The 26682-nt window shown below is 72.9% G+C and carries 20 protein-coding genes, 1 tRNA gene and 1 pseudogene; 16 read left to right on the top strand and 6 right to left on the bottom strand.

Features of this window, described 5'->3' with window-relative positions; genetic code table 11:
* Positions 1-57: 57 nt before the first annotated feature.
* The 3 genes from ACZ6A9_RS21645 (at position 58) to ACZ6A9_RS21635 (ending at position 4826) form a co-directional block, all read left to right on the top strand.
* On the top strand, positions 58-2355 hold the full coding sequence (locus ACZ6A9_RS21645; protein WP_468987739.1) for a HelD family protein: 2298 nt from the start codon (positions 58-60) through the stop codon (positions 2353-2355).
* A 381-nt stretch (positions 2356-2736) separates the two neighbouring features.
* Positions 2737-4146, top strand: a complete 1410-nt coding sequence (locus tag ACZ6A9_RS21640; protein ID WP_468987737.1) for an NAD-dependent malic enzyme — start codon at positions 2737-2739, stop codon at positions 4144-4146.
* Between the two features lie 398 nt (positions 4147-4544).
* Positions 4545-4826 carry an HU family DNA-binding protein gene (locus tag ACZ6A9_RS21635; RefSeq protein WP_345623372.1) on the top strand — a complete coding sequence of 94 codons (282 nt, stop codon included), beginning with the start codon at positions 4545-4547 and terminating at the stop codon, positions 4824-4826.
* A 166-nt stretch (positions 4827-4992) separates the two neighbouring features.
* Here ACZ6A9_RS21635 and murA read toward each other — a convergent pair whose 3' ends face one another.
* Positions 4993-6339, bottom strand: a complete 1347-nt coding sequence (murA, locus tag ACZ6A9_RS21630) for a UDP-N-acetylglucosamine 1-carboxyvinyltransferase (RefSeq protein ID WP_468987735.1) — start codon at positions 6337-6339, stop codon at positions 4993-4995.
* 256 nt (positions 6340-6595) lie between these two features.
* On the opposite strand from murA, the gene ACZ6A9_RS21625 reads away from it, so the two are divergent.
* From ACZ6A9_RS21625 to ACZ6A9_RS21595, 7 genes are all read left to right on the top strand, one after another.
* Positions 6596-7168 carry a YqgE/AlgH family protein gene (locus tag ACZ6A9_RS21625; RefSeq protein WP_468987733.1) on the top strand — a complete coding sequence of 191 codons (573 nt, stop codon included), beginning with the start codon at positions 6596-6598 and terminating at the stop codon, positions 7166-7168.
* Between the two features lie 30 nt (positions 7169-7198).
* A complete protein-coding gene (locus ACZ6A9_RS21620; protein WP_468987729.1) occupies positions 7199-7486 on the top strand; it encodes a DUF3039 domain-containing protein in 288 nt (95 codons plus the stop codon).
* 782 nt (positions 7487-8268) lie between these two features.
* Positions 8269-9930: a beta-N-acetylhexosaminidase gene (locus ACZ6A9_RS21615; protein WP_468987728.1), complete on the top strand. Its 1662-nt coding sequence runs from the start codon at positions 8269-8271 to the stop codon at positions 9928-9930.
* Positions 9931-10250: 320 nt separating this feature from the next.
* Positions 10251-11144, top strand: coding sequence for an FAD binding domain-containing protein (locus ACZ6A9_RS21610; RefSeq protein WP_468987726.1), 894 nt, complete (start codon positions 10251-10253; stop codon positions 11142-11144).
* Positions 11141-13072 (top strand): (2Fe-2S)-binding protein, encoded by a 1932-nt coding sequence (locus ACZ6A9_RS21605; protein ID WP_468987724.1) that lies wholly within the window; start codon positions 11141-11143, stop codon positions 13070-13072. Before ACZ6A9_RS21610 ends, ACZ6A9_RS21605 begins: the two co-directional genes overlap by 4 nt.
* A complete protein-coding gene (locus ACZ6A9_RS21600; RefSeq protein WP_468987722.1) occupies positions 13069-15375 on the top strand; it encodes a xanthine dehydrogenase family protein molybdopterin-binding subunit in 2307 nt (768 codons plus the stop codon). The genes ACZ6A9_RS21605 and ACZ6A9_RS21600 overlap by 4 nt, the downstream gene beginning before the upstream one ends.
* 232 nt (positions 15376-15607) lie before the next feature.
* The gene (locus tag ACZ6A9_RS21595; protein WP_468987720.1) at positions 15608-16792 is read left to right on the top strand and encodes an SUKH-4 family immunity protein; all 1185 of its coding nucleotides are present in this window, start codon (positions 15608-15610) and stop codon (positions 16790-16792) included.
* A 43-nt stretch (positions 16793-16835) separates the two neighbouring features.
* Here ACZ6A9_RS21595 and ACZ6A9_RS21590 read toward each other — a convergent pair.
* A tRNA-Cys gene (locus ACZ6A9_RS21590) sits at positions 16836-16907 on the bottom strand.
* Positions 16908-17151: 244 nt separating this feature from the next.
* Between ACZ6A9_RS21590 and ACZ6A9_RS21585 the strand changes: the two genes are divergently transcribed.
* From ACZ6A9_RS21585 to ACZ6A9_RS21560, 6 genes and pseudogenes are all read left to right on the top strand, one after another.
* On the top strand, positions 17152-18612 hold the full coding sequence (locus ACZ6A9_RS21585; RefSeq protein WP_468987719.1) for an MFS transporter: 1461 nt from the start codon (positions 17152-17154) through the stop codon (positions 18610-18612).
* A gap of 33 nt (positions 18613-18645) precedes the next feature.
* Complete coding sequence (locus ACZ6A9_RS21580; protein ID WP_215207059.1) at positions 18646-18843, top strand: hypothetical protein; 198 nt, start codon at positions 18646-18648, stop codon at positions 18841-18843.
* Positions 18843-19210 (top strand): annotated as a pseudogene (locus ACZ6A9_RS21575) (type II toxin-antitoxin system death-on-curing family toxin). Before ACZ6A9_RS21580 ends, ACZ6A9_RS21575 begins: the two are co-directional and overlap by 1 nt.
* A 124-nt stretch (positions 19211-19334) precedes the next feature.
* A complete protein-coding gene (locus tag ACZ6A9_RS21570) occupies positions 19335-21137 on the top strand; it encodes a DEAD/DEAH box helicase (RefSeq protein WP_468987826.1) in 1803 nt (600 codons plus the stop codon).
* Between the two features lie 280 nt (positions 21138-21417).
* Positions 21418-22059: a helix-turn-helix domain-containing protein gene (locus ACZ6A9_RS21565; RefSeq protein WP_228970148.1), complete on the top strand. Its 642-nt coding sequence runs from the start codon at positions 21418-21420 to the stop codon at positions 22057-22059.
* 54 nt (positions 22060-22113) lie between these two features.
* Positions 22114-22905: a S16 family serine protease gene (locus ACZ6A9_RS21560; RefSeq protein ID WP_468987717.1), complete on the top strand. Its 792-nt coding sequence runs from the start codon at positions 22114-22116 to the stop codon at positions 22903-22905.
* A gap of 11 nt (positions 22906-22916) precedes the next feature.
* Here the strand turns inward: ACZ6A9_RS21560 and ACZ6A9_RS21555 are convergent, their stop codons facing one another.
* Genes ACZ6A9_RS21555 through ACZ6A9_RS21540 form a run of 4 tightly spaced genes read right to left on the bottom strand, consistent with a single transcriptional unit; the run spans position 22917 to position 26665 of the window.
* Positions 22917-23894, bottom strand: coding sequence for a glycine betaine ABC transporter substrate-binding protein (locus tag ACZ6A9_RS21555; RefSeq protein WP_468987715.1), 978 nt, complete (start codon positions 23892-23894; stop codon positions 22917-22919).
* Entirely contained in the window at positions 23891-24757 is an 867-nt protein-coding gene (locus ACZ6A9_RS21550; protein WP_468987713.1) for an ABC transporter permease, read from the bottom strand. The genes ACZ6A9_RS21555 and ACZ6A9_RS21550 overlap by 4 nt, the downstream gene beginning before the upstream one ends.
* Positions 24754-26025 carry a betaine/proline/choline family ABC transporter ATP-binding protein gene (locus ACZ6A9_RS21545; protein WP_468987711.1) on the bottom strand — a complete coding sequence of 424 codons (1272 nt, stop codon included), beginning with the start codon at positions 26023-26025 and terminating at the stop codon, positions 24754-24756. The genes ACZ6A9_RS21550 and ACZ6A9_RS21545 overlap by 4 nt, the downstream gene beginning before the upstream one ends.
* Positions 26018-26665 carry an ABC transporter permease gene (locus tag ACZ6A9_RS21540; RefSeq protein WP_468987709.1) on the bottom strand — a complete coding sequence of 216 codons (648 nt, stop codon included), beginning with the start codon at positions 26663-26665 and terminating at the stop codon, positions 26018-26020. Before ACZ6A9_RS21540 ends, ACZ6A9_RS21545 begins: the two co-directional genes overlap by 8 nt.
* Between the last annotated feature and the right edge of the window lie 17 nt (positions 26666-26682).

The raw sequence follows: 26682 nt of genomic DNA, 5'->3' as shown, positions 1-26682 counted from the left end.
TCCGGTGCCCCCTTCGCGTACGGTTGACGGCTGCCCAGCACGTCAGAAGGGGGCCCGGTGGCCGCTCAGGCTCAACAGGAAACCGCGGTCGAAACGGTTCACGACTCCGTTCGGGACCGCGAGATCCGAGTCGAACAGGAACACCTGGACCGGGTGTACCGGCGCCTCGAGGAGAAAATTCACGAGGCGGAGTTCCTCATGGCCGACGCCGCCCGGCGCGGCCACGTCGGTACGCCCGGCGCCCTCGCCGAACGGGACGCCCAGGTCTTCCGGGCCGGCATCCACCTCAACCGGCTGAACAACGAGTACGAGGACTTCCTCTTCGGCCGGATCGACCTGCTGCCCGGCAAGGACGGCAAGAAGGGCCCGGACGGCGCGTACACCGCCGTCGAGCCCGCCGACGGGGCCATCAGGGACGACAACACCGCCGACATCGCCGAGACCCTGCACATCGGCCGGATCGGTGTCCTCGACGAGGACTACGCCCCGCTGGTCATCGACTGGCGGGCCCCCGCGGCCGCCCCGTTCTACCGCTCCACCCCGGTCGACCCCGGCCGCGTCGTGCGGCGCCGCGTGATCCGCTCCAAGGGCCGCCGGGTGCGCAGCGTCGAGGACGACCTGATGCGCCCCGAGCTGAAGGCGTCCCTGGACGGCCGCGAGCTGCCGGTGATCGGCGACGGCGCCCTGATGGCCGCGCTCGGCCAGGCCCGTACGCACACCATGCGCGACATCGTCGCGTCCATCCAGGCCGAACAGGACCTGGTCATCCGCGCCCCCGCCGCCTCCGTGACGTACGTCGAGGGCGGCCCCGGCACCGGCAAGACCGCCGTCGCCCTGCACCGCGCGGCCTACCTCCTCTACCAGGACCGGCGCCGGTACGCGGGCGGCATCCTGATCGTCTCGCCCACCCCGCTCCTCGTCGCCTACACCGAAGGCGTGCTGCCTTCCCTCGGCGAGGAGGGCCAGGTCGCCATCCGCGCCATCGGCTCCCTCGTCGACGGCGCCGAGGCGACGCTGTACGACTCCCCGCCGGTGGCCCGCGCCAAGGGCTCGTACCGGATGCTCAAGGTGCTGCGGAAGGCCGCCCGCGGAACGCTGGAACGAAACGATCCGCCGCGGCGGCTGCGGGTCGTCGCCTTCGGCCGCCGCCTGGAGCTGGAGGCGGAGGAACTGGACGCCGTCCGCCGCACCGCCCTCGGCGGCACCGCCCCCGTCAACCTGCTGCGCCCCCGCGCCCGCAAGCTGCTCCTGGACGCCCTGTGGGAGCGATCCGGCGCCGCGGGCCGGCACACCGACCCGGAGCTGGCCGCCGAGCTGCGCTCCTCCTTCGACGAGGACATCACCTCCGAGGACGACTTCACCGCCTTCCTCGACGCCTGGTGGCCCGAGCTGACCCCGGCCGCCGTGCTGGACGCCATGGCCGACGAGCGGAGCCTCGGCCGCTGGGCCCGGCGGATCCTCAACCCGGGCGAGGTCCGCAGGGTCGCCCGCTCGCTGAAGCGGGAGGGGCGCTCCGTCCACGACATCGCGATGCTCGACGAACTCCAGGCGCTCCTCGGCGCCCCCGCGCGCCCCCGCAGGAAGCGTGAGCTCGACCCGCTGGACCAGCTCACCGGCCTGGAGGAGCTGATGCCGGTGCGCGAGGAGTCCCAGCGTGAGCGGGCCGAGCGGCTGGCCCAGGAGCGCGTCGAGTACGCGCACGTCATCGTGGACGAGGCGCAGGACCTCACGCCGATGCAGTGGCGCATGGTCGGCCGCCGCGGCCGGCACGCCACCTGGACGGTCGTCGGCGACCCGGCCCAGTCGTCCTGGTCCGACCCCGACGAGGCCGCCCAGGCCCGCGACGAGGCCCTCGGCAGCCGCCCGCGCCGCCGCTTCGAGCTCACGGTGAACTACCGCAACCCCGCGGAGATCGCCGGGCTGGCGTCCAGGGTGCTCGCCCTCGCCATGCCCGGCTCCGCGTCGCCGCGGGCCGTGCGGTCGACGGGGGTGCTGCCGCGGTTCGCCGTGGCGGCGGAGTCGCTGGGGGAGACCGTGCGCGCGGAGGCGGCCCGGCTGCTGGAGCGTGTGGACGGCACCGTCGGCGTGGTCGTCGCCATGCAGCGCCGCGAGGAGGCCGCCCGCTGGCTGGAAGGGCTCGGCGACCGCGTGGTGGCGCTCGGCAGCCTGGAGGCCAAGGGCCTGGAGTACGACGCCTCGATCGTCGTCTCCCCCGCGGAGATCGCCGACGAGTCCCCCGCGGGCCTGCGCGTGCTGTACGTCGCCCTCACCCGGGCCACGCAGCAGCTCACGGTGGTCTCGACGGGCCGCGACGAACCCGATGCCGACGGGGTGCCCGATCTGCTGAGGGACTGACGGCGCCGGGCGCGGTGCCGGGCGCCGTCGGAAAAGCGGTTGTGCCACGGGAATGGTCTTACGGCATCCGTTTGTTAGCCTGGACGTGGCACCGGCCCGATCCAAGCCCCCGGGCCCAACCTTCGTCGCTACGAGCGACCACTTGCCGCGAGGCGAGCATGGCGGGTCGGTGTCACAAGCATCCAGAGGTCCACGTCACAAGACGTGGACCTCTTTGCCGTGTCGCCCCCGCACCTCTCATTCCGTGGAAATTGTATTCCGTCATACGGTAGGCGCCGTGAACAAAACGTCCGCAATCCCAGGCGGCTACCGCGTACTCAGTGGTAGGTGCGACGATCGGACAGCACATTCGCGACACGGTAAAAGCAGAGGAAGTCGGCCATGGCAACGGCGCCCAGCGTCTCCTACTCGATGACCATCCGGCTGGAGGTGCCCGCGGGTGGAACCGCGGTCTCCCAGCTCACCGGGGCAGTCGAGTCCCACGGAGGCTCGGTGACCGGCCTCGACGTGACGGCGTCCGGCCACGAACGGCTCCGCATCGACGTCACCATCGCCGCCACCTCCACCGCCCACGCCGACGAGATCGTCGAACAGTTGCGCGGCATCGAGGGCGTCACCCTGGGCAAGGTCTCCGACCGTACGTTCCTGATGCACCTCGGCGGCAAGATCGAGATGGCGTCGAAGCACCCCATCCGCAACCGTGACGACCTCTCCATGGTGTACACCCCGGGCGTGGCCCGGGTGTGCATGGCGATCGCCGAGAACCCCGAGGACGCCCGCCGCCTCACCATCAAGCGCAACTCCGTTGCGGTCGTGACGGACGGCTCCGCGGTGCTGGGCCTGGGCAACATCGGCCCCAAGGCCGCGCTGCCGGTCATGGAGGGCAAGGCGGCCCTCTTCAAGCGGTTCGCCGGCATCGACGCCTGGCCGATCTGCCTGGACACCCAGGACACCGACGCGATCGTCGAGATCGTCAAGGCCATCGCCCCGGGCTTCGCCGGCATCAACCTCGAGGACATCTCCGCACCCCGCTGCTTCGAGATCGAGGCCCGGCTGCGCGAGGCGCTCGACATCCCCGTCTTCCACGACGACCAGCACGGCACCGCGATCGTCGTCCTGTCCGCGCTCACCAACGCGCTGCGCGTCACCGGCAAGTCGATCGACGGCATCCGCGTCGTGATGTCCGGCGCCGGCGCGGCCGGCACGGCCATCCTGAAGCTGCTGCTCGCCGCCGGCGTGAAGAACGCCGTGGTGGCCGACATCCACGGAGTCGTCCACGCGGGCCGCGAGGACCTGGTGGACGCCGCCCCCGGCTCCGCCCTGTGCTGGATCGCCGACAACACCAACCCCGAGAACCTCACCGGCACGCTGAAGGAGGCCGTGCGCGGTGCGGACGTCTTCATCGGCGTCTCCGCCCCCAACGTCCTCGACGGCGAGGACGTCGCGGCGATGGCCGACGGTGCCGTCGTGTTCGCGCTCGCGAACCCCGATCCCGAGGTCGACCCGGCAATCGCCCGTCAGACGGCGGCCGTTGTGGCCACCGGCCGCTCCGACTTCCCCAACCAGATCAACAACGTGCTGGTGTTCCCGGGAGTGTTCCGCGGTCTGCTGGACGCCCAGTCCCGCACCGTCAACACGGAGATGATGCTGGCCGCCGCCAAGGCGCTGGCGGATGTGGTGACCGAGGACGAACTGAACCCCAACTACATCATCCCCAGCGTGTTCAACGACAAGGTCGCGGGCGCGGTCGCCGGTGCGGTGCGCGACGCGGCGAAGGCCGCGGGGGCCTAGACACCGGGCGGGGGACGGCCTGTGAGGATCGCCACGGCGTTTCGAAACGGCGTGGCGTGGAACCCGTAGTGCTCGGCCGCCCTCTATCGTGGGCGGCCGGATCCGGGCTGTGGCGGCCCTTCGCTGTCCGCCGCCGGAAGTGGACGGAGCGTCACCGCACGCCGCCCGTGGCGCTTCTCGTGTGACTCCCTCGGGTGTTCTCACGCCTTCCTGCGGGTGCCGGATTGGCATTACCGCCGCAGGTAGGGGCAGGATGCGTCCCTGGGCGCGAGGGTCTGACGACGGACCCGGGTCCGGGGACTCACCGAGGAACCTGGCAGCATCGGCTTCGCCGTGCCCTGCATGCGGCTCCGCCGCGTGGCACGCCTCAACGGCAAGAAGAACACGGGAGTAAGAACATGAACCGCAGTGAGCTGGTGGCCGCGCTGGCCGACCGCGCCGAGGTGACCCGCAAGGACGCCGACGCCGTGCTGGCCGCGTTCGCCGAGGTCGTCGGCGAGATCGTCTCCAAGGGCGACGAGAAGGTCACCGTCCCCGGCTTCCTGACCTTCGAGCGCACCCACCGGGCCGCTCGTACCGCGCGCAACCCGCAGACCGGTGAGCCGATCCAGATTCCGGCCGGCTACAGCGTGAAGGTCTCCGCGGGCTCGAAGCTCAAGGAAGCGGCCAAGGGCAAGTAAGCGAGGGTGCCTGAGCGCCGTCCAGGCCGGGCGCCGTGGGCGGCTGCGGGCAGTCCGTGGCTGATCGCGCAGTTCCCCGCGCCCCTGTGGGGCGCTCGCACATACGCCGCTGGGGCGGTCACCCGGAATGGGTGACCGCCCCAGCGGCGTGTGCGGGCGGGTGGCGTCAGCCGAGGGCCTTGCCGGGGAGTTCGACCTTCGCGCCGAGTTCCATGAGCTTGTCCATGAAGTTCTCGTAGCCGCGGTTGATCAGGCCGATGCCGTGGACGCGGGAGGTGCCCTGGGCGGCGAGGGCGGCGATGAGGTAGGAGAAGCCGCCGCGCAGGTCGGGGATGACCAGGTCGGCGCCCTGGAGGCGGGTCGGTCCCGAGACGACCGCCGAGTGCAGGAAGTTGCGCTGGCCGAAGCGGCAGTTCGAGCCGCCCAGGCACTCGCGGTACAGCTGGATGTGCGCGCCCATCTGGTTGAGCGCGGAGGTGAATCCGAGGCGGGACTCGTAGACCGTCTCGTGGATGATCGACAGGCCCGTCGCCTGGGTCAGCGCGACCACCAGCGGCTGCTGCCAGTCGGTCTGGAAACCCGGGTGCACGTCCGTCTCGAGCGCGATGGACTTCAACTGCCCGCCGGGGTGCCAGAAACGGATGCCCTCGTCGTCGATCTCGAAGGCGCCGCCGACCTTGCGGTAGGTGTTCAGGAACGTCATCATCGAGCGCTGCTGGGCGCCGTGGACGTAGATGTTGCCCTCGGTGGCCAGCGCGGCGGACGCCCACGAGGCGGCCTCCAGGCGGTCGGAGAGGGCCCGGTGGGTGTAGCCGCCGAGTCGGTCCACACCGGTGATGCGGATCGTCCGGTCGGTGTCCATCGCGATGATCGCGCCCATCTTCTGCAGGACGCAGATCAGGTCCTCGATCTCCGGCTCCACCGCCGCGTTGGACAGCTCGGTGACACCCTCCGCGAGCACCGCCGTCAGCAGCACCTGCTCGGTCGCGCCGACGGACGGGTACGGCAGCCGGATCTTGGTGCCGCGCAGCCGCTGCGGGGCCTCCAGGTACTGGCCGTCCGCCCGCTTCTCGATGGTCGCGCCGAACTGGCGCAGCACGTCGAAGTGGAAGTCGATGGGCCGTCCGCCGATGTCGCAGCCGCCCAGGCCCGGGATGAACGCGTGCCCGAGCCGGTGCAGCAGCGGACCGCACAACAGGATCGGGATCCGCGAGGAGCCGGCGTGGGCATCGATGTCAGCGACGTTGGCGCTCTCCACCCGCGTGGGGTCGAGCACCAGTTCGCCCGGTTCGTCCCCCGGGAGTACCGTCACGCCGTGCAGTTGCAGGAGACCCCGTACCACCCGGACGTCACGGATGTCCGGGACGTTGCGCAGGCGGCTGGGTGCGCTGCCGAGCAGCGCGGCGACCATGGCCTTCGGCACGAGGTTCTTCGCGCCGCGGACACGGATCTCGCCCTCCAGCGGGGTGCCGCCGTGGACAAGCAGTACGTCATCGACGTCGTTGACGGTCATGAATCTCGCGTTCCGTGGGGAGGGGGGGCAGGGCCTGAATGCCACAGGGTAATCGCCCCGGGCCCCCTCTCTGTAAGCCCGTGGACGGACCGAAGGCGTCATGGCTCTGTCACAACACGCCCCGTTCGGGGGCGGCCACGAGCGGTCACCGCGGGCCCGTGTGCGCCGGGCGTGCCCCCGTCTGCCCTGAGCTGCGTTCACTCCCGTACCCCCGTTGCCTCCCCGCGCGAAGGGCGAATGCGGGATCATGTCTGGCATGACCGAGGTGTCCTCGCTCACAGGGCGGCTGCTCGTGGCCACTCCCGCTCTGGCGGACCCGAATTTCGACCGCGCGGTGGTGCTCCTCCTCGACCACGACGAGGAGGGCTCGCTCGGCGTCGTCCTCAACCGTCCGACGCCGGTGGACGTCGGCGACATCCTCGAGGGCTGGGCCGATCTGGCCGGCGAGCCCGGGGTCGTCTTCCAGGGCGGGCCGGTGTCGCTGGACTCGGCCCTCGGTGTCGCCGTCGTCCCGGGCGGGACGACGGCCAAGGCCGCGCCCCTGGGCTGGCGCCGGGTGCACGGCGCGATCGGGCTGGTCGACCTGGAGGCGCCGCCGGAGCTGCTCGCCTCCGTCCTCGGCTCCCTGCGGATCTTCGCCGGATACGCCGGATGGGGGCCCGGCCAGCTGGAGGACGAGCTGGTGGACGGCGCCTGGTACGTCGTGGAGTCGGAGCCCGGTGACGTGTCCTCCCCGTTCCCCGAGCGGCTCTGGCGCGAGGTGCTGCGCCGCCAGCGCAGTGAGCTGGCGATGGTGGCCACCTATCCGGACGACCCTTCGCTCAACTGATGCCCGTCGGCTTCAGTACCCTTGGCAGTTATGAGCACTCTTGAGCCCGAGCGCGGGACTGGTACGGGGACCCTCGTCGAGCCGACGCCGCAGACGTCCCACGGTGACGGCGACCACGAGCGCTTCGCCCATTACGTCCAGAAGGACAAGATCATGGCGAGCGCCCTCGACGGCACGCCCGTCGTGGCGCTGTGCGGCAAGGTCTGGGTGCCCGGCCGTGACCCGAAGAAGTACCCGGTCTGCCCCATGTGCAAGGACATCTACGAGTCCATGGGCGCCGGCGGCGACGACAAGGGCAAGGGCAAGGGCGACAAGTAGCCTCCTCGGCTCCCGCCTTCGCCGGTCCTGACTTTCCGAGGCCCCCAGGTGCGCGGTGCGCGCCGCGGGGGCCTTCGTGCTGCCCCTGCGTGGCGCGGGTGCGCCCGCCGGCCACGAGTGGTGGAGACCTCTTGTGGCGTGGTCCCCCGAGTCACTAGCCTCGCATGTGTTGTGCACAGCGGAATCGTCATTGCACATGCTGCAACTCGCCCTGGCGGTGTAGGGGGACGGTGAACTCGGCCCCGACGCCCCGCGGGCCCGGGCCGAGTCGATCCCCGCCGCCGAGGAGATCCGCGCCGCCAGGGGGAGGAACCGTGAGCCTCGTGCGCCAGGACGGGGGGCCCCGGTGAATCTTGTGCACCGGTTCGCACGGCGTCCGGGACGGCCCGCCGAGAGCGCGGAGCCGCTGGTCGCCGACGTGGTCCCCTGCCGGCGGGCGTCCGGGCGGCAGGAACCCGGCCGCCCACACCGGCGGGGCGGGCCGCGCGCGCCTTCTCCGGCAGCTCCTTTTTCCCCTGGCCCCGCCGGGCCCCGCGGCGACCGGCCCGGTCTTCCTCCGTCTCCGCCCGGAACGCCTTCCTGTCCGCCGCGTCGTCCGACCTCAGCGACATCTCGCGGTCCACCCCGCCGATGGCGCCCGCTCGCCTTCCGCACACCCGATGACCCGGACCGGGGCGGGCTCATGGCGGCGTCCACCGCGATGACGATTCCGCCACCGGTCTTCTCCGAACTCGTGCAGCGGCGTCCGGCCTCCGGACCGGGCGGCGCGGTAAAGGACCGACATGACCGACGTGACCTCCACCACGGATGACCTCGTCCCCGCACCCCGCGTCGTTCGGGGGCCGGGGCGGGGCGGTGCCGAGCTGACCCCCGGCACCACGCTGTGGGCCGGCCCCGGCACGGGGACCACCGAACGCTGGCTGCGCGCCACGCTCGGCCCGGCCCTGGGCCTGCCGCTGCGGCCCGGCCCCGAGGACGCCCGCGACAGCCTGCGGCTGCGCGTCGACGCGGCCCTCGCACCCGAGGCGTACCGCCTAGCCGTCGTCGCCGACCGGGGGATCGAGATCACCGGCGGCAGCGCGGCCGGAGTCTTCTGGGGTGCCCAGACGCTGCGCCAGCTGCTCGGACCGGACGCCTTCCGCAGGGCGCCCGTACGGCCCGGCCGCACCCGCGCGATCCCGCACCAGATCATCGAGGACGCCCCCCGCCTGCGCTGGCGCGGCCTGATGCTGGACGTCGCCCGGCACTTCATGCCCAAGGAAGGCGTGCTGCGCTATCTCGATCTGATGGCGGCGCACAAACTCAACGTCCTGCACCTCCACCTGACGGACGACCAGGGCTGGCGCATCGAGATCCAGCGGTACCCGAAGCTCACCGAAGTCGGCTCCTGGCGCGCCCGCACGAAAATCGGCCACCGCGCCTCACCGTTGTGGGACGACAGGCCGCACGGCGGTCACTACACGCGGGACGACATCCGCGAGATCGTCGCCTACGCCGCCGAACGGCATATCGGAGTCGTCCCCGAAATCGACGTGCCCGGACACTCGCAGGCCGCGATCGCCGCATATCCGGAACTCGGCAACTCCGATGTCGTCGACACCGCCTCCCTGACCGTCTGGGACACCTGGGGGATCAATCCGAACGTCCTCGCCCCCACCGACACCACCCTGCGCTTCTACGAAGGCGTCCTCGCAGAAGTCCTGGAACTGTTCCCCGCGGACGCCGGACCGTTCTCGTCGTTCGTGCACATCGGCGGCGACGAATGCGTCAAGGACCAGTGGCGCGCCTCAAAGACCGCGCAGCAGCGCATCCGCGCCCTCCGACTCGCGGACGAGGAGGCGCTCCAGGCCTGGTTCACCGGACACTTCGACCGGTGGCTCACCGCACGGGGGCGCAGGCTGATCGGCTGGGACGAGATCCTGGAGGGCGGCCTGGCACCCGGCGCCGCGGTGTCCTCCTGGCGCGGCTACGCGGCCGGTGTGACGGCCGCCCGCGCGGGACACGACGTGGTCATGTGCCCCGAGCAGCAGGTCTACCTGGACCACCGTCAGGACGCGGGCCCCGACGAGCCGGTGCCCATCGGGTATGTGCGCACGCTGGAGGACGTCTACCGGTTCGAGCCCGTACCGGCGGAGCTGACGCCGGAGGAGACCGCGCGGATCCTGGGCACCCAGGCCAACGTGTGGACCGAGGTGATGGAGGACCAGGGGCGCGTCGACTACCAGACCTTCCCCCGGCTCGCCGCGCTCGCCGAGGTCGCCTGGAGCGACCTGCCCGCCCCCGCCGACCGGGACTTCGCCGGCTTCGAACGGCGGATGGAGGCCCACTACCGGCGCCTGGACGCCCTCGGCGTCGCCTACCGGCCACCCACCGGACCGCTGCCCTGGCAGCGGCGCCCGGGCGTGCTGGGACGCCCGGTCGACGGCCCGCCGCCCCACCGGTAGCCCGTCGCTCCCCGGCCCCGGGGTGCCCGCCCGTTCCGGGGCACCGGACGGATGCCGCGCAGGCGTTCGCTCCCGGCCGAACGGGTCGGGCGATACGGGCACGAGAGCGGCCGAAGCGGGCCCCTGTGTGCCGCACCGGCGATGACCGGCCAAATCGTCCATGTCCGGGGTGAGGTGGGCGAATGCCACCTAGCGGACCCCCGTCTTCGGCGGCTGCCAAGATGTGCCAGAGTTGCCTCGTCCGCCCTGTGAGCACGTACCGTACGGCGCACAGGCGGACCAGGTGGACCAGGTGGGGCCGCGGGAAGGGGCAGCCGGTTTTGAGCACGCACGCACCGCAGGCGGCGCAGGCCGTGACGCTGCCCACGACCCTGGACGAGGCCGTGGCGGCGCTCACGGCCGTGCCCGCCGCCGTGCCCGTCGCGGGCGGCACCGACCTGATGGCCGCCGTCAACTCCGGGCAGCTCAGGCCCGCCGCGCTGGTCGGCCTCGGCAAGATCAGCGAGATCCGCGGCTGGCAGTACCTGGACGGACACGCGCTGCTCGGCGCCGGTCTCACCCACGCCCGGATGGGACGCCCCGACTTCGCCGCCCTCATCCCCGCGCTCGCCGCCTCCGCGCGGGCCGCGGGACCCCCGCACATCCGCAACGCCGGCACCCTCGGCGGCAACATCGCCTCCGCCGCCCCCACCGGGGACGCGCTGCCCGTACTGGCCGCCCTGGAGGCGACGCTGGTCGTCGCCGGCCCGGACGGAGCCCGCCGCGAGGTCCCGGTGTCGCACCTGCTGGCCGGCATGGACCTGCTGCGCCCCGGTGAACTCATCGGCTACGTGCGCGTACCGCTGCTGCACGCCCCCCAGGTCTTCCTCAAGGCCACCGGCCGCACCGGCCCCGGCCGCGCGGTCGCCTCCGTCGCCCTCGTGCTCGACCCCGCCCGCCGCGGGGTGCGCTGCGCGGTGGGCGCCATCGCGCCGATGCCGCTGCGGCCCCTGGAGGCCGAGCAGTGGGTCGCGCAGCTCATCGACTGGGACAACAACCGCGCGATCGTGCCCGAGGCACTGAGCGCGTTCGGGGAGTACGTCGCCGCGGCCTGCATTCCCGACGCCGCCCCCGGCGAGGACGGCACCGTCCCACCGCTTCCGCCCGCGGTACTGCACCTGCGGCGCACCGTCGCCGCGCTGGCCCGACGAGCACTGGGGAGGGCGCTGTCGTGACCGACGACCAGCACGACGGAGGGGGCACGCCCCCGGGCGGCGGCCGCTGGGACCCGCTGCCCCAGGGCGACTACGACGACGGCGCCACCGCCTTCGTCAACCTCCCCGAGGGGGGCATCGACGCGCTCCTGGACGCCATGGAGACCCCCCTGGCCGCGCCCGGCCACGGCTTCGTGCCGCCGCAGATAACGGTCACGCCCGCGACGACGGCGGGCACCGACCCGGCGGGCACCGGAACCTGGGCCGTGCCCGGCGCGCCCGCCGACGGCGCCCAGTGGCACGACCCGCAGGCCGCCGAGACGGACCCGGCGCCGGACCGGTTCGCGTACGACCCCGGTGCCACCGGGCAGTGGGCCTACGAGGAGCCGTCCGCGCAGAACCCCCCGCCGGGCCAGGACGTCACCGGCCAGTGGTCGATCCCCGTCGCGGGCGGTGACCTGCCGGACGAGTCGGGCGAGTTCACCACCTCCTCCCTGGTCGAGCACTGGGGCGGCGGCACCCCCCCGGCCACCCTGCCGGGCGGCGCACCCGCCCCCTGGGTCACCACCGAGTCCATCGGCAGCCCGTGGGGCCCCGGTGTCCCGGGCGTCCCCCAGGACACCGGGCAGCACGACGGCGAACCGGGCCACCAGCCGTCCGGCCCGGGCGAGTACGGCGGGCAGTCCGCCCACGACACGCCCGAGCAGCCCGCCCACGACGCACCCCGGCCCGCCGGCCACCGGTCGGAGCCCGGGCGGCCGTCCCCGGACGAGCCCGGCCGGGACGAGCACCACGCGCCCCACCCGGCGTCCGGCCCGGGCGAGTACGGCGAGCAGCCCGCGCACGACGGACACCGGCCCGCCGGCCACGCGCCCGAGCCGGGGCGGCCGTCCCCGGACGAGTACCCCGGTCAGGCCGCCCACGACGCACCCGAGCAGGCCGCCCACGACGGCCCCCGCTCGTCGGGCACGCCCCAGCCGCCCGCCGACGGCGTCGCGGAGCCGCGGTGGCGGACCGGCCCGGAGGGCACCGACGGCGCCCCGGCCGAAATCCGGGAGCACCCGCACCCCGGCGCCCAGGGCGCCGCGGAGCCCCTGCCCGGACCCGCGGGAACCCCGGAGGCCCCCGAGGGCGCCCACGACACCACCGGCGCCCCGGCAGAACCCGCCACCGCCGGCACCCCGGACGACGCACCCGCACCCGGCGCCCCGGACGGTTCCACGACACCGGCCGACCCGGCCGACTCCGGTGAACCGGACGGCGATCCGGGCATCACGGTCGCGCCCCACGACGACCACCCCCTCGCCTCCTACGTGCTCCGCGTCAACGGCACCGACCGGCCCGTCGGCGACGCCTGGATCGGCGAGTCGCTGCTCTACGTGCTGCGCGAGCGGCTCGGCCTGGCCGGCGCCAAGGACGGCTGCTCGCAGGGCGAGTGCGGCGCCTGCAACGTGCAGGTCGACGGGCGGCTCGTGGCGTCCTGCCTCGTCCCCGCCGTCACCGCGGCCGGCAGCGAGGTCCGCACCGTCGAGGGCCTCGCCCAGGACGGCCGGCCCTCCGACGTGCAGCGCGCCCTCGCCCGGTGCGGCGCCGTGCAGTGCGGCTTCTGCGTCCCCGGCATGGCGATGACCCTGCACGACCTCCTCGAGGGCAACCCCGCGCCCACCGAACTGGAGACCCGCCAGGCCCTGTGCGGCAACCTGTGCCGCTGCTCCGGCTACCGGGGCGTGGTGAACGCCGTCAAGGAGGTCGTCGCCGAGCGCGAGGCGCACGCCGAGTCCTCCGCGTCCGACTCCGACGGCGCACCCGACACGCCCCGCATCCCGCACCAGGCGGGCCCCGGCGCCGGCGGCGTCAACCCCTCGGCGTTCGGCACCGCCGGACCCCACGAGCATCCCCAGGAACCGCCCCACGACCGGCCCTACGGCCAGGACGGAGGCCAGCCGTGAGCAGCGAGACCGTCACCGCGCAGGCCGCCGAGGCCGCCCCGGAGCCGGAACCGGTCCCGCACGGACTCGGCGTCTCCCTCCCGGCCGCCGACGCCCGCGCCAAGACCGAGGGCACCTTCCCGTACGCCGCCGACCTGTGGGCCGAGGGCCTGCTGTGGGCGGCCGTGCTGCGCTCCCCGCACCCGCACGCCCGCATCGTGTCCATCGACACCACGCACGCGCGGGAGATGCCCGGTGTCCGCGCGGTCGTCACCCACGAGGACGTCCCCGGCGCCGCGCTGCACGGCCGCGGCACGGCCGACCGCCCCGTCTTCGCCTCCGACGTGGTACGCCACCACGGCGAGCCGCTCGCCGCCGTCGCCGCCGACCACCCCGACACCGCGCGGATGGCCGCCGCCGCGGTGATCGTCGAGTACGAGGTGCTCGATCCGGTCACCGACCCCGAGCAGGCCTTCGAGGCCGAACCGCTGCACCCCGACGGCAATCTGATCCGGCACATCCCGCTGCGCCACGGCGACCCCGACGCGGCCGGTGACGTCGTCGTCGAGGGCCTGTACCGGATCGGCCGCCAGGACCCCGCCCCGATCGGGGCCGAGGCCGGCCTCGCCGTGCCCCGCCCGGACGGCGGCGTCGAACTGTACCTGGCGTCCACCGACCCGCACGGCGACCGGGACACCGCCGCCGCGGCCTTCGGCCTGGAACCCGACCGGGTGAAGGTCGTCGTCACCGGGGTGCCCGGAGCCACCGCCGACCGCGAGGACCGCGGCTTCCAGCTCCCGCTCGGCCTGCTCGCGCTGAAGACCGGCTGCCCGGTGAAGCTCACCGCCACCCGCGAGGAGTCCTTCCTCGGCCACACCCACCGCCACCCGACCCTCCTGCGCTACCGCCACCACGCGGACGCCGAGGGCAGGCTGGTCAAGGTCGAGGCGCAGATCCTGCTCGACGCGGGCGCCTACGCCGACACCTCCTCCGACGCCCTGGCCGCCGCCGTCGCCTTCGCCTGCGGCCCCTACGTCGTACCGAACGCCTTCATCGAGGGCTGGGCCGTCCGCACCAACAACCCGCCCTCCGGCCACGTGCGCGGCGAGGGCGCGATGCAGGTGTGCGCCGCCTACGAGGCGCAGATGGACAAGCTCGCCAAGAAGCTCGGCGTCGACCCGGCGGACCTGCGCATGCGCAACGTCATGGCCACCGGCGACGTCCTGCCCACCGGCCAGACCGTGACCTGCCCGGCCCCCGTCGCCGAACTCCTCGAGGCGGTGCGCGACTTCCCGCTGCCGCCGCTGCCCAAGGACACCCCCGAGGACGAGTGGCTGCTGCCCGGCGGACCCGAGGGCGCGGGGGAGCCGGGAGCGGTGCGCCGGGGCGTCGGCTACGGCCTGGGCATGGTGCACATGCTCGGCGCGGAGGGCACCGACGAGGTGTCCACCGCCACCGTGCGGGTCCAGGACGGCGTGGCGACCGTGCTGTGCGCGGCCGTCGAGACCGGCCAGGGCTTCTCCACCCTGGCCCGGCAGATCGTCCAGGAGACGCTCGGCGTCGACGAGGTGCACGTGGTGCCCGTCGACACCGACCAGCCCCCGGCCGGGCCCGGCTGCCGCGGCCGGCACACCTGGGTGTCGGGCGGCGCCGTCGAACGCGCGGCGAAGATGGTCCGCACCCAGCTCCTCCAGCCGCTCGCGCATCAGTTCGGCATGTCCACCGAGCTGCTCCAGATCACCGACGGCAAGATCACCTCGTACGACGGCGTACTGTCCACGACCGTCACCGAGGCGCTGGACGGCAAGGAACTGTGGGCCACCGCCCAGTGCCGTCCGCACCCGACGGAGCCGCTGGACGAGGCGGGCCAGGGCGACGCCTTCGTCGGCATGGCCTTCTGCGCGATCCGCGCGGTGGTCGACGTCGACATCGAGATCGGCTCGGTACGGGTCGTGGAACTGGCGGTCGCCCAGGACGTGGGCCGGGTGCTGAACCCGGCGCAACTCGCCGCGCGCATCGAGGCGGGCGTGACCCAGGGCCTGGGCGCGGCGCTCACCGAGAACCTGCGCACCCCGCGCGGACTGGTCCGCCACCCCGACCTCACCGGCTACGCCCTGCCGACCGCGCTGGACGCGCCGGACATCCACATCGTGAAGCTGGTCGAGGAGCGGGACGTGGTCGCGCCGTTCGGCGCGAAGGCGGTCAGCGCGGTACCGGTGGTGACCTCCCCGGCGGCCATCGCCTCCGCGGTACGGGCCGCCACCGGACGCCCGGTCAACCGGCTGCCGATCCGCCCGCAGGCCGCGGTGGTCACCGCGAACTGAGGGCCGCCCCGGGTGTTTTCGGCGGCGAGGCAACGCGAGCGGTCGCCCGCGCGTCCTGAGAGGTGACGGGGCGTCGCGTTCGGTGCGCCCCGGGATCGGGGCCGTTGTCAGTGGTGCCGCGTAGTGTGGCGATCAGTGGGGGACGGCCGCCGGGCCCGGAAGGGCCCCTGCCGTCCTGCCCGGGCGGGACATTCGCGGACCCGGGACCGAGCACACGTATCGCGGGGGAATCATGAGCACGACCGACACCGTTGTCGCCACGGCGATCACACTCACCGACGCCGACCTCGATCCCTTCATCACCCACGCGTCCACCCGCCGCTGGCTGACCGGACCCGGACTGCCCACGGACAGCGGCCTGTTCAGCTTCGCCGAGCTGGCCCGGCGGGGCGGCCCGCACACCGTGGCCGACTCGACGGCCGACCCCGGCGACCGGCTGCCGGCCCGGCTGCGGGACCAGTTGGTCATAGGCGGGCTGGCGGGTCCGGCCGGCCTGGAGACGGAGTCGGTGCTGCTCGACGGCGCGACCGGTGAGGTCTCCACGGCGTACTTCTTCCACGACCGCCCGGACCTGATGGACTGCCGTCCGCTCGCCCCGTCCCTGCCGACGCTGGTGCGCTTCGCCGCCGCGACGGACGAACTGGCGGGACTGCGCGGCCAGTTCGCCGCCTACGCCGGCCGGTACGGCACCAAGGCGGTCGCGGAGGCCTCCCGGCAGCTGCTGGCGGTCTTCGAGGAGGGCGCGGACGGCGGCGAGCCGGCCCCGTTCTGGCGGATGGCCGCCCTGATCCGGCCCCTGGCCCTGGTGGCGGGACCCGGGACGGCATCCGGCCTGGCCCTGGACCTGCCCCTGCGCCTGCTGGACGAGGAGTTCGGCCGGGGCGGCGTCGTCCGCTTCGAGGAGGTCGACTTCCCGTCGACGCTCACGCACGAGCCGACCCGCCGCTTCCTGCGCGAGACGGGCCTGCCGGAGGACGGCTTCCTGTTCTCCCTGGACACCGACCTGCCGCTGCGCACGCTGGCGGAGTACTACGCCGACGACTGCCGGGGCGAGCTCCCCGCCGCCCTTCCCCACGCCCGCGCCGCGCGGCTGGTCCGGCTCGGCCACCTGGTCGAGGACCACGGCCTGGTCGTCGACGGCACCACGGGCGCGGTCCTCAGCTGGAGCGAGGCGGAGGAGGTCCTCCGCCCCCTCAACACGGACATCTCCACGCTCGCCTTCACGCTCTGGCTCCTGCACCGGGAGCGCTCCCTCGACGAGGCGTCGGGCCACGCCCTGACCAGCGACACCTACGACCAGCTCGCGCTGACGATGATCCAGGTCCTGTCCTCCATCGACCCCACCGGCACCACCCCCGACACGGACTGGCACTACTGGACGCAGCTCTTCCAGGACGAGGCGGGCGGCGTGCTCTGAGGCGGGAGGGCGGGGCGCTCCGGGGAGCGCCCCGCCGCGTGGGAGGCCGTGGCGGGAATCGAACCCGCGTACCTCGCTTTGCAGGCGAGTCCCTGGGCCACTCGGGCACACGGCCGTGTCGGGGGCGAAGCGCCCTGCGGCGCCCCGCCGTTCCGAACCGGTGTGACGACCGTACGGCGGGACGGAAGCGGTGCTCAAGGGAAAACCGGGTGCCGCAACGGGACTGCCACACGCCGTTCATGAACGGGCGCGGCCCCGGTCCGACGAGCGCGCGGCCCCGGTCCTACGACCAAGGTCCCGGTGCCGGTCCCGACCCCCGACAGGCGTCAAAGCGGCGCGTGCACCTTACTCTGGCGGTCATGACCGCCCCGAACCCGCGCGACACCGATGTCGCCGAGCCCGCCGACGCCCTCGCACCGGCCCCCGCCCCCGACGACACCGTGCTGAGCCGCCCCTACCGGGCGCTGAGCATCGGGGTCGTCTCCGTCGTGCTGCTGATCGCCTTCGAGGCGACGGCGGTGGGTACGGCGATGCCGGTCGCGGCGCGCGAGCTGGACGGGGTGTCGCTCTACGCGTTCGCGTTCTCGGGGTACTTCACCACGAGCCTGTTCGGCATGGTGCTGTCCGGCCAGTGGTCCGACCGGCGCGGCCCGCTCGCCCCGCTGACCTGGGGCATCTCCTCCTTCGCGGCCGGCCTGCTGCTCGCCGGGACGGCCGGGGCGATGTGGCTGTTCATCCTGGGGCGGGCCGTGCAGGGGCTCGGCGGCGGCCTGGTGATCGTCGCGCTGTACGTCATCGTCGGACGCGCCTACCCGGAACGGCTGCGTCCGGCGATCATGGCCGCGTTCGCGGCGAGCTGGGTCGTCCCCTCGATCGTCGGCCCCCTCGCCTCCGGCGCCGTGACGGAGCACATCGGCTGGCGGTGGGTGTTCCTCGGCATACCGGTCCTCGTGGTGTTCCCGCTGGCGCTCGCCCTGCCGCAGATACGCCGCCTCGCCTCCGGCCCGGTGGGCGAGCCCGCCGACGCCCCGGCCTCCTTCGACGGCCGCCGCATCCGCCTGGCCCTGGCGATCTCCTTCGGCGCCGGGCTCCTCCAGTACGCCGCCCAGGACCTGCGCTGGCTGTCCCTCCTGCCGGGCGCGCTCGGCGCGGCCCTGCTCGTCCCGGCCGTGCTGGGTCTGCTCCCGCGCGGCACCTACCGGGCGGCGCGCGGACTGCCGTCGGTGGTGCTGCTGCGCGGTGTGGCCGCCGGTTCCTTCATCGCGGCCGAGTCCTTCGTCCCGCTGATGCTGGTCACCCAGCGGGGCCTCAGCCCGACGATGGCGGGCTTCTCCCTCGCGGCGGGCGGCGGCACCTGGGCGCTGGGTTCCTGGATCCAGTCCCGGCCCCGGCTGGAGCCGTACCGGGAACGCCTGATGGCCCTCGGCATGCTCCTGGTGGCGGCGGCCATCGCGGCGGCCCCGACCGTGCTGATCGAGGCGGTGCCCGCCTGGACGCTGGCGGTCGCCTGGGCCTTCGGCTGTCTCGGCATGGGCCTGGTGATCTCCTCCACCAGCGTCCTGCTGCTCCAGCTCTCCGCCCCCGCCGAGGCCGGCACCAACTCCGCGGCCCTCCAGATCTCCGACGGCCTCTCCAACGTCGTCCTCCTCGCCGCGGGCGGCGCCGCCTTCGCGGCCCTCGGCGGCGGCACGGTCAGCCACGTGGCCACGGGGGCCACCGGCTCCCACCCGGCCGCCTTCGTCGCCGTCTTCCTGCCGATGGCGGCGGTGGCCCTGGCGGGGGTGTGGGTGGCGACGCGGGTGCGTCCCGCGACGACATGACACCGCGTGGTACCACGTAGTACCGTCGACGTCATGGCTGGACTGAACCTGCGGTTTACCGAGGAAGAACTCGACGCCCTGCGCGAGCGCGCCACAGCGGAAGGGCGCAGCATGCAGGCCTTCGCCCACGATGCCGTGATCTCGGCCATAAACGAACATTCGCGTCTGTTCAACGAGGCGGCCGACCATGTGCTGAAGGCCAGTGCGGAGCTGAACCGGAGGCTCGCCTGATGCACTACCTCACGTTGCCCGAGCTGCTGAACCTCGCGAAGCGGCTCGGGGCGGACGAGGTACGCGATTACGGGCTGTTGGACTCGGCGCTGGCACGGCCTCAGTCGAGCGTGTTCGGGCAGGATGCGTATCCGGACGTGTGGCACAAGGCCGCGGCGCTCATGGAGTCCCTCGCTCGCAATCACGCCCTCGTTGACGGGAACAAGCGTCTCGCCTGGTACGGGACCTGGGTCTTTCTCCACATGAGCGGACATCCACTGGACGCGGACTTCGACGTGGACGAGGCAGAGCGCTTCGTGCTGGATGTCTGTCAGGGCGCGCTGGAGGTCCCCAAGATCGCGTCACGTTGCCGGGCTTCGCGCGCTGACTGTGACCTCGGTCCCACCCCCGGGTGGCGCGACCCGGTACCGGCGTTGACGGTGCCGGGCCATCGGTAGGGTGGCCCGGTCGTCCTCGGCAGATGCGCCGTCCCCGAACCACCCCCCACGGAGATCGTGACTACCACCGCCGGCACCGCGTCCCACTCGCACCACCTCTCCCCGGCCTTCCCCGGCCGTGCCCCCTGGGGCACCGCCGGCAAGCTGCGGGCCTGGCAGCAGGGGGCGATGGACAAGTACATCCAGGCACAGCCCCGGGACTTCCTGGCGGTCGCCACGCCCGGCGCCGGCAAGACGACCTTCGCGCTGACCCTGGCCTCCTGGCTGCTGCACCACCACGTCGTGCAGCAGGTCACCGTCGTCGCGCCGACCGAGCACCTGAAGAAGCAGTGGGCCGAGGCCGCCGCGCGGATAGGCATCAAGCTCGACCCCGAGTACAGCGCGGGCCCGCTCGGCAAGGAGTACGACGGCGTCGCCGTCACCTACGCCGGTGTCGGTGTGCGCCCCATGCTGCACCGCAACCGGGTCGAGCAGCGCAAGACCCTCGTCATCCTCGACGAGATCCACCACGCCGGTGACTCCAAGTCCTGGGGCGAGGCCTGCCTGGAGGCGTTCGAGCCGGCCACCCGGCGGCTCGCGCTGACCGGTACGCCGTTCCGCTCCGACACCAACCCCATCCCGTTCGTGACGTACGAGGAGGGCGACGACGGGATCCGGCGCTCGTCCGCCGACTACACCTACGGCTACGGTTCCGCCCTCGCCGACAACGTCGTCCGCCCGGTCATCTTCATGTCGTACAGCGGCACCATGCGCTGGCGCACCAAGGCCGGTGACGAGATCGCCGCCCGCCTCGGCGAGCCCATGACCAAGGACGCGGTGAGCCAGGCCTGGCGCACCGCGCTCGACCCGCGCGGCGAGTGGATGCCGTCCGTGCTGCGCGCCGCCGACCAGCGGCTCACCGAGGTCCGCAAGGCCATCCCGGACGCCGGCGCCCTCGTCATCGCCTCCGACCAGGAGTCCGCCCGCGCCTACGCCAAGCTGATCCGCGACATCACCGGCCACAAGGCCACCCTCGTGCTGTCCGACGACACCGGCGCCTCGAAGCGGATCGACGACTTCAGCGGCGGCGACGACCGCTGGATGGTCGCCGTCCGCATGGTGTCCGAGGGTGTCGACGTCCCGCGCCTCGCGGTCGGCGTGTACGCCACCACCATCTCCACCCCCCTGTTCTTCGCCCAGGCCGTCGGCCGTTTCGTACGGTCGCGGCGGCGCGGCGAGACCGCGTCCGTCTTCCTGCCGACCATCCCGGACCTGCTCGGCTTCGCCAATGAGATGGAGCGCGAGCGCGACCACGTCCTCGACAAGCCGAAGAAGGACGGTGAGGAGGACCCGTACGCCGAATCCGAGAAGGAGATGGAGGAGGCGAACCGGGAGCAGGACGAGGACACCGGCGAGCAGGACATGCTGCCCTTCGAGGCGCTGGAGTCCGACGCCGTCTTCGACCGGGTGATGTACAACGGCGCCGAGTTCGGCATGCAGGCCCACCCCGGCAGCGAGGAGGAGCAGGACTACCTCGGCATTCCCGGACTCCTCGAACCCGACCAGGTGCAGCTGCTGCTGCAGAAGCGGCAGGCCCGGCAGATCGCGCACAGCCGCAAGAAGCCCGCCGAGGAGGCGGACCTCCTCGAGATGCCCGCCGAGCGGCGCCCGGTGGTCTCCCACAAGGAGATGATGGAGCTGCGCAAGCGGCTCAACAACCTCGTCGGCGCCTACGTCCACCAGAGCGGCAAACCGCACGGCGTCATCCACACCGAGCTGCGCCGGGTCTGCGGTGGCCCGCCCTCCGCCGAGGCCACCGCGGGACAGCTGCGCCAGCGGATCGAAAAGGTGCAGGAGTGGGCCACACGCATGCGATGACACCGCGTGGACGTATGAGGACAAACGGAACCACTTCCGGTTCGGGATGCCCGGATTCTGGACGGAGGCTTCCGCTCACCGGACCGGCTCGCTACTGTCCCCGCAACGCACACGCCCCGTGGCAGCGCCGCCGCGGAGCGCAGCCGTGAAGCGACCGTGCCCGGGGACACCCGCCGGGCCGCCGGCCGATCGGCGGCCTCTGAGGCGCGTGACCGACGGGACTCGGTGACGCATCCGCCGCGCGAGGACCGCCGACCTCACCACTGAAGGAGTGGGCGTCGTGACCGCGGAGACCTCTCAGACGCTCGACAGGGGACTACGGGTCCTCAAACTGCTCGCCGACACGGACCACGGGCTGACCGTCACCGAGCTGTCCCACAAACTGGGCGTGAACCGCACCGTCGTGTACCGGCTGCTCGCCACGCTGGAGCAGCACGCGCTGGTACGCCGTGACCTGGGCGGGCGGGCCCGGGTCGGACTCGGTGTGCTCAGGCTCGGCCGGCAGGTGCACCCGCTGGTGCGGGAGGCCGCGATGCCGGCGCTGCGGTCGCTGGCGGAGGACATCGGCGCGACCGCGCACCTGACCCTGGTGGACGGGGCGGAGGCGCTGGCGGTGGCGGTGGTGGAGCCGTCGTGGACGGACTACCACGTGGCCTACCGGGCCGGCTTCCGGCATCCGCTGGAGCGGGGGGCCGCGGGCAAGGCGATCCTGTCCGCCCGGCAGCAGTCGGCGGACGACCCCGGGTACACGCTGACGCACGGCGAGCTGGAGGCGGGCGCGTGCGGGGCCGCGGCGCCGCTGCTGGGGGTCACGGGTGTCGAGGGCAGCGTGGGCGTCGTCATGCTGGCGGACGTCGTACCGGAGCGGGTCGGCACGCGGGTGATGGACGCGGCGCGGGAGGTCGCCGAGGCCCTGCGCTGAGGTGGGCGGACCGCGGGCCGTCGGGCCCGGGCCGCCCGCGGCTACGATGACTTCGTGCTCTCCCGCCTCACGCGTCCCCAGACAGTGGCCGCCCTGGCCGTCCCCGCGGCGGCCCTGCTGGCCACCGCCGCCTTCGCGCCTCTGCCCTTCTCCGTCGCGCAGCCCGGCATGACCGCGGACGTGCTCGGCGAGAACAAGGGGGCGCAGGTCATCACCATCTCCGGCGCGCCCGTGCGGGAGACCAGCGGTCAGCTGCGGATGACGACCATCGAGGCGACCTCCCCGGACACCCGCGTCGGCCTCCCGGACGTGATCGACAGCTGGTTCAGCACCGACCAGGCCGTCATGCCCCGTGACTCGGTCTACCCCAGCGGCGACGACGTCGAGGAGATCGAGCGGTACAACCGGGAGCAGATGGAGCAGTCCCAGGACGAGGCGACCCGGGCCGCGCTGAACTACCTGAACCGCGCCGGCGAGAACATCGACGTCACCCTGAAGCTCGCCGACGTCGGCGGCCCCAGCGCCGGCCTGCTGTTCTCCCTCGGCATCGTCGACAAGCTGAACGGCGACGGCAGCGGCGGCGACCTCACCGGCGGCCGGGTCGTCGCCGGGACCGGCACGATCGACGAGAGGGGCACCGTCGGCGCGGTCGGCGGCGTCCCCCTGAAGACCCAGGCGGCCCGGCGTGACGGCGCCACCGTCTTCCTGGTCCCGAAGGCCGAGTGCGCCGACGCGCGCACGGAACTCCCCGAGGGCCTGCGCCTGATCCCCGTCACCACCCTCAAGGGCGCCGTGCAGGCGCTGGTCGACCTGGAGAAGGGCACCGGCGAGGTGCCGAGCTGCTAGAGCCGCCGGTCCTAGCCCTCCTTGACGAACCCTTCCGCCACCATCCAGTCCAGCGCCACCTGGTGCGGGTCCTCCCCGTCGACGTCCACCTTCGCGTTCAGCGTCTGCGCCACGTCGTTGTCCAGCCTCTCGGTGACGGGGGCGAGGACCTCGGCGATGGCCGGCCACTTCTCGAACGTGCCGGAGTTGACCGTCGGTGCCGCGTTGTAGTTGGGGAAGAACTTCCGGTCGTCCTCCATCACCACCAGGTTCATGGACTTGATGCGCCCGTCGGTGGTGAAGACCTCCCCGTAGGTGCAGGCGCCGTCGGCGGTCTGGGTGTAGATGATCCCGGTGTCCATCTGCGTGACGTTGCCCGCCGGGATGCTCATGCCGTACGCCTTCTCCATGCCCGGCAGGCCGTCCGCCCGGTTGGCGAACTCGCCCTCCACGCACAGCGTCACCGCACCCGGGTCGGACTTCGCCAGCTCGGCCACCTCGGAGAGGGTCCGGGTGCCGTACCTCTCGAAGTTCGCCTGGTTCATGGCCAGCGCGTAGGTGTTGTTGAGCTCCGACGGCTCCAGCCAGGTCACGCCTTCCTTCACGTCCGCGTCCCGCACCGCCAGCCACTGCTCGCGCGGATCGGGGATCGGCTTGCTGTTGCCCTGGTACGTGATCCACGCGGTGCCCGTGTACTCGAACCCGGCGTCCGCGTCGCCGTTGACGACGGCCTCCCGGGAGCCCACCGACCCCTGGATGCCGGTCCGGTCGATCACCTCCGCGCCGGCCGCCTGGAAGGCGATGCCCATGATCGCGCCGAGGATCAGCTGCTCGGTGAACTCCTTGGAGGTGACGGTGAGTTTCGCACCCTCCAGCGGCTTGCCCGCACCGACCGAACCGGGTTCCACGTCGTCGACCATCGGCGAGCCGCTGGTCAGCCCGCACGCCGGGGCCATCGCCAGCAGCACCCCGGCCAGGAACAGGCGGACACCGGTACGTGCGCTCCTCATGGCCCCGCCTCCAGTCCCCGCGGCCGCAGCAGCAGTTCCACCAGCGAGGCCAGCCAGTCCACCAGCAGCGCGAGCGCCACGGTGAGGATCGAGCCCACCACCAGCACCGGCATCCGCTGACTGGTGATCCCGGTGGTGATCAGCACGCCGAGCCCTCCACCGCCGCCGAACGTGGCGAGCGTCGCCGTGCCGACGTTCAACACGAGTGCCGTGCGCACACCGGCGAGGATGAGCGGGACGGCCAGCGGCAGCTCCACCCGCGCGAGCACGCCCAGGGGGGACATGCCGATGCCGCGCGCCGCCTCCAGCAGCGTCGGGTCGTTGGCCTTCAGGCCGGTGATGGTGTTCGACAGCACGGGCAGCACGGCGTAGGCGATGATGCCGATCAGGGCGGCCCTGCGGCCGATGCCCAGCCAGATCACCAGCAGCGCCAGCAGACCGATCGCCGGGGTCGCCTGGCCCATGTTGGCGAGCGCCATCGCGGCCGGGGAGGCCCTGCGGAACAGCGGACGGGTCAGCAGGATGCCCAGCGGGATCGCGATGATCAGCACGAAGAACGTGGAGATCACGGTGAGTTCGATGTGCTGCCACAGGGCCTTGGACACCCGCCCGTCGGACAGCGCGTTCCGGGTGAGCGCGTCGAGGTCCGCCTGCTCGAACCACAGCCAGGTCGCGAGCAGTACGGCGATCAGCACCGCCGGCAGGAACGTCAGCTTCCGCCAGGTCACCCGGGGGCGCCGGACGCCCGCGGGGCGGGGAGCGGCCCCGGTGCCGTCGCCGGACGTCCCGTCGTCCCCGTCGCGCGGGACCGGGTCCTTCGTGGCGTGCCCGCCCTCGGGCCACCGCCCGGCAGAGGTACTCACGCCTTCGCCTCCCCTTCGGAGCCCTCCTGCTCGGCGTGCGTCTGCGAGGCCTGCTGGTCCTGCAGGCCGGCCTGCGCCTCCCGCGCCTCCAGCCGGTCCGCCTCCAGCAGTTCGTGCACGGAGTTCATCAGCGTCTCCACGTCCACGACACCCTCGTACGCGCCGCGCCGGCCGGTGACCGGGACCCGGCCCGTGTTGTCGGTGAGCACCGCCTCCAGTGCGTCCCGCAGGGTCGCGTCCTGCGTCACCGTGTCGCCCACCAGCGTGCCGGCCCGGGCCAGGGAGCCCTCGGCGCGCGTCATGTCGCCGCGCCGCAGCCACTTGTAGGGGCGGCCCCGCTTGTCGAGCACCAGCACCTCGTTGGTGCCGGCGGAGCGGAGCCTGTCGACGATGTCCTGGAGCGGGTCGTCGACGCTCACCGTCGGACAGTCGGTGATCCCCACGTCCCGCACCCGGGTCAGGTTGAGCCGCTTCAGGGCCGCTCCCGCGCCGACGAAGCCGGACACGAAGTCGTCGGCGGGGTGGGTGAGGATCGCCTCCGGGGTGTCGAACTGCGCGATGTGGGAGCGTTCGCGCAGCACCGCGATCCGGTCGCCGAGCTTGATCGCCTCGTCGAAGTCGTGGGTGACGAACACGATCGTCTTGTGCAGCTCCCGCTGGAGCCGGATCAGCTCGTCCTGGAGGTGGTCCCGGGTGATCGGGTCCACCGCGCCGAACGGCTCGTCCATCAGCAGCACCGGCGGGTCCGCCGCCAGCGCCCGCGCCACGCCCACCCGCTGCTGCTGTCCGCCGGAGAGCTGACGCGGATAGCGGCCGTGGAACTCGCCCGGGTCCAGGCCGACCAGGTCCAGCATCTCCTCCACCCGCGCCCGCACCCGGGCCGCCGGCCAGCGCAGCATCCTCGGCACCAGGGCGATGTTCTGCGCCACCGTCATGTGCGGGAACAGCCCGCTGGCCTGGATCGCGTACCCGATCTTGCGGCGCAGCCGCACCGGGTCCATGTCGGTGACGTCCTCGCCGCCGATGCGGATCCGGCCGGACGTCGGCTCGATCAGCCGGTTGATCATCTTCAGGAGGGTGGACTTCCCGCAGCCCGACGGGCCGACGAGGATCACCGTCTCGCCCTCCCTGAAGTCCATGCTGACGTTGTCCACGGCCGGCAGCGCACTGCCCGGATACCGCTTGGTCAGACCCTCCAGCTCGATGGTCGCCCCGACGGAGCGGCGCTCCGCCTCCGGCGTCGCGGGGCCGGCTACGGGATCAGGCACGGATCCCCCTGGGAATGGTCAGCCGCCCGATCAGGACGTACGCGGCGTCGAACAGCAGGGCAAGGACGATGATCCCGAGGGTGCCGGCGAGCACCTGGTTCAGCGCGTTGGAGCTGCCCAGCGAGGCGATCCCGCGGAAGATCAGGTTGCCCAGGCCGGGACCGGAGGCGTAGGCGGCGATGGCCGCGATGCCCATCAGCATCTGGGTGGAGACCCGGATCCCGGTCAGGATCGGCGGCCACGCCAGCGGCAGTTCCACCCGCGTCAGCCGGGCCGCGCGCGACATCCCGATCCCCTTCGCCGCGTCCACCAGCGACGGGTCGACCCCGCGCAGGCCCACGATCGCGTTCCGCACGATCGGCAGCAGTCCGTACAGCGTCAGCGCGATCACCGTCGGCGGCACCCCGAGCCCCACGATCGGGATCAGCAGACCGATCATGGCCAGCGCCGGGATGGTCAGCAGGGTGGCGGTGGTGACCGTGGCGAGGTTGCCCGCCCACTCGCTGCGGTAGGTGACCACCCCGATCACCACGCCGAGCAGCGTCGCCACCACCATGCACTGGAAGACGACGCTGGCGTGCTGGTAGGCGTCGACGAGGATCTGCTGATGCCGGCTCCCCAGGTACTGCCAGAAGTTCACAACGGCTCACCCCAGCT

This window comes from Streptomyces sp. NPDC041124 (genome assembly GCF_055592385.1).
The sequence above is the reverse complement of the archived record's forward strand: the minus strand, read 5'-3'. Positions and strand labels throughout refer to the sequence as shown.

Excerpts from the sequence above, each read along its gene's own strand:
- ACZ6A9_RS21625 (WP_468987733.1), top strand. The coding sequence starts at position 6,596 with ATGACCGAGGTGTCCTCGCTCACAGGGCGGCTGCTCGTGGCCACTCCC.
- ACZ6A9_RS21585 (WP_468987719.1), top strand. The coding sequence starts at position 17,152 with ATGACCGCCCCGAACCCGCGCGACACCGATGTCGCCGAGCCCGCCGAC.
- ACZ6A9_RS21580 (WP_215207059.1), top strand. The coding sequence starts at position 18,646 with ATGGCTGGACTGAACCTGCGGTTTACCGAGGAAGAACTCGACGCCCTG.
- ACZ6A9_RS21620 (WP_468987729.1), top strand. The coding sequence starts at position 7,199 with ATGAGCACTCTTGAGCCCGAGCGCGGGACTGGTACGGGGACCCTCGTC.
- ACZ6A9_RS21595 (WP_468987720.1), top strand. The coding sequence starts at position 15,608 with ATGAGCACGACCGACACCGTTGTCGCCACGGCGATCACACTCACCGAC.
- ACZ6A9_RS21640 (WP_468987737.1), top strand. The coding sequence starts at position 2,737 with ATGGCAACGGCGCCCAGCGTCTCCTACTCGATGACCATCCGGCTGGAG.
- ACZ6A9_RS21555 (WP_468987715.1), bottom strand. The coding sequence starts at position 23,894 with ATGAGGAGCGCACGTACCGGTGTCCGCCTGTTCCTGGCCGGGGTGCTG.
- ACZ6A9_RS21635 (WP_345623372.1), top strand. The coding sequence starts at position 4,545 with ATGAACCGCAGTGAGCTGGTGGCCGCGCTGGCCGACCGCGCCGAGGTG.
- murA (WP_468987735.1), bottom strand. The coding sequence starts at position 6,339 with ATGACCGTCAACGACGTCGATGACGTACTGCTTGTCCACGGCGGCACC.
- ACZ6A9_RS21615 (WP_468987728.1), top strand. The coding sequence starts at position 8,269 with ATGACCGACGTGACCTCCACCACGGATGACCTCGTCCCCGCACCCCGC.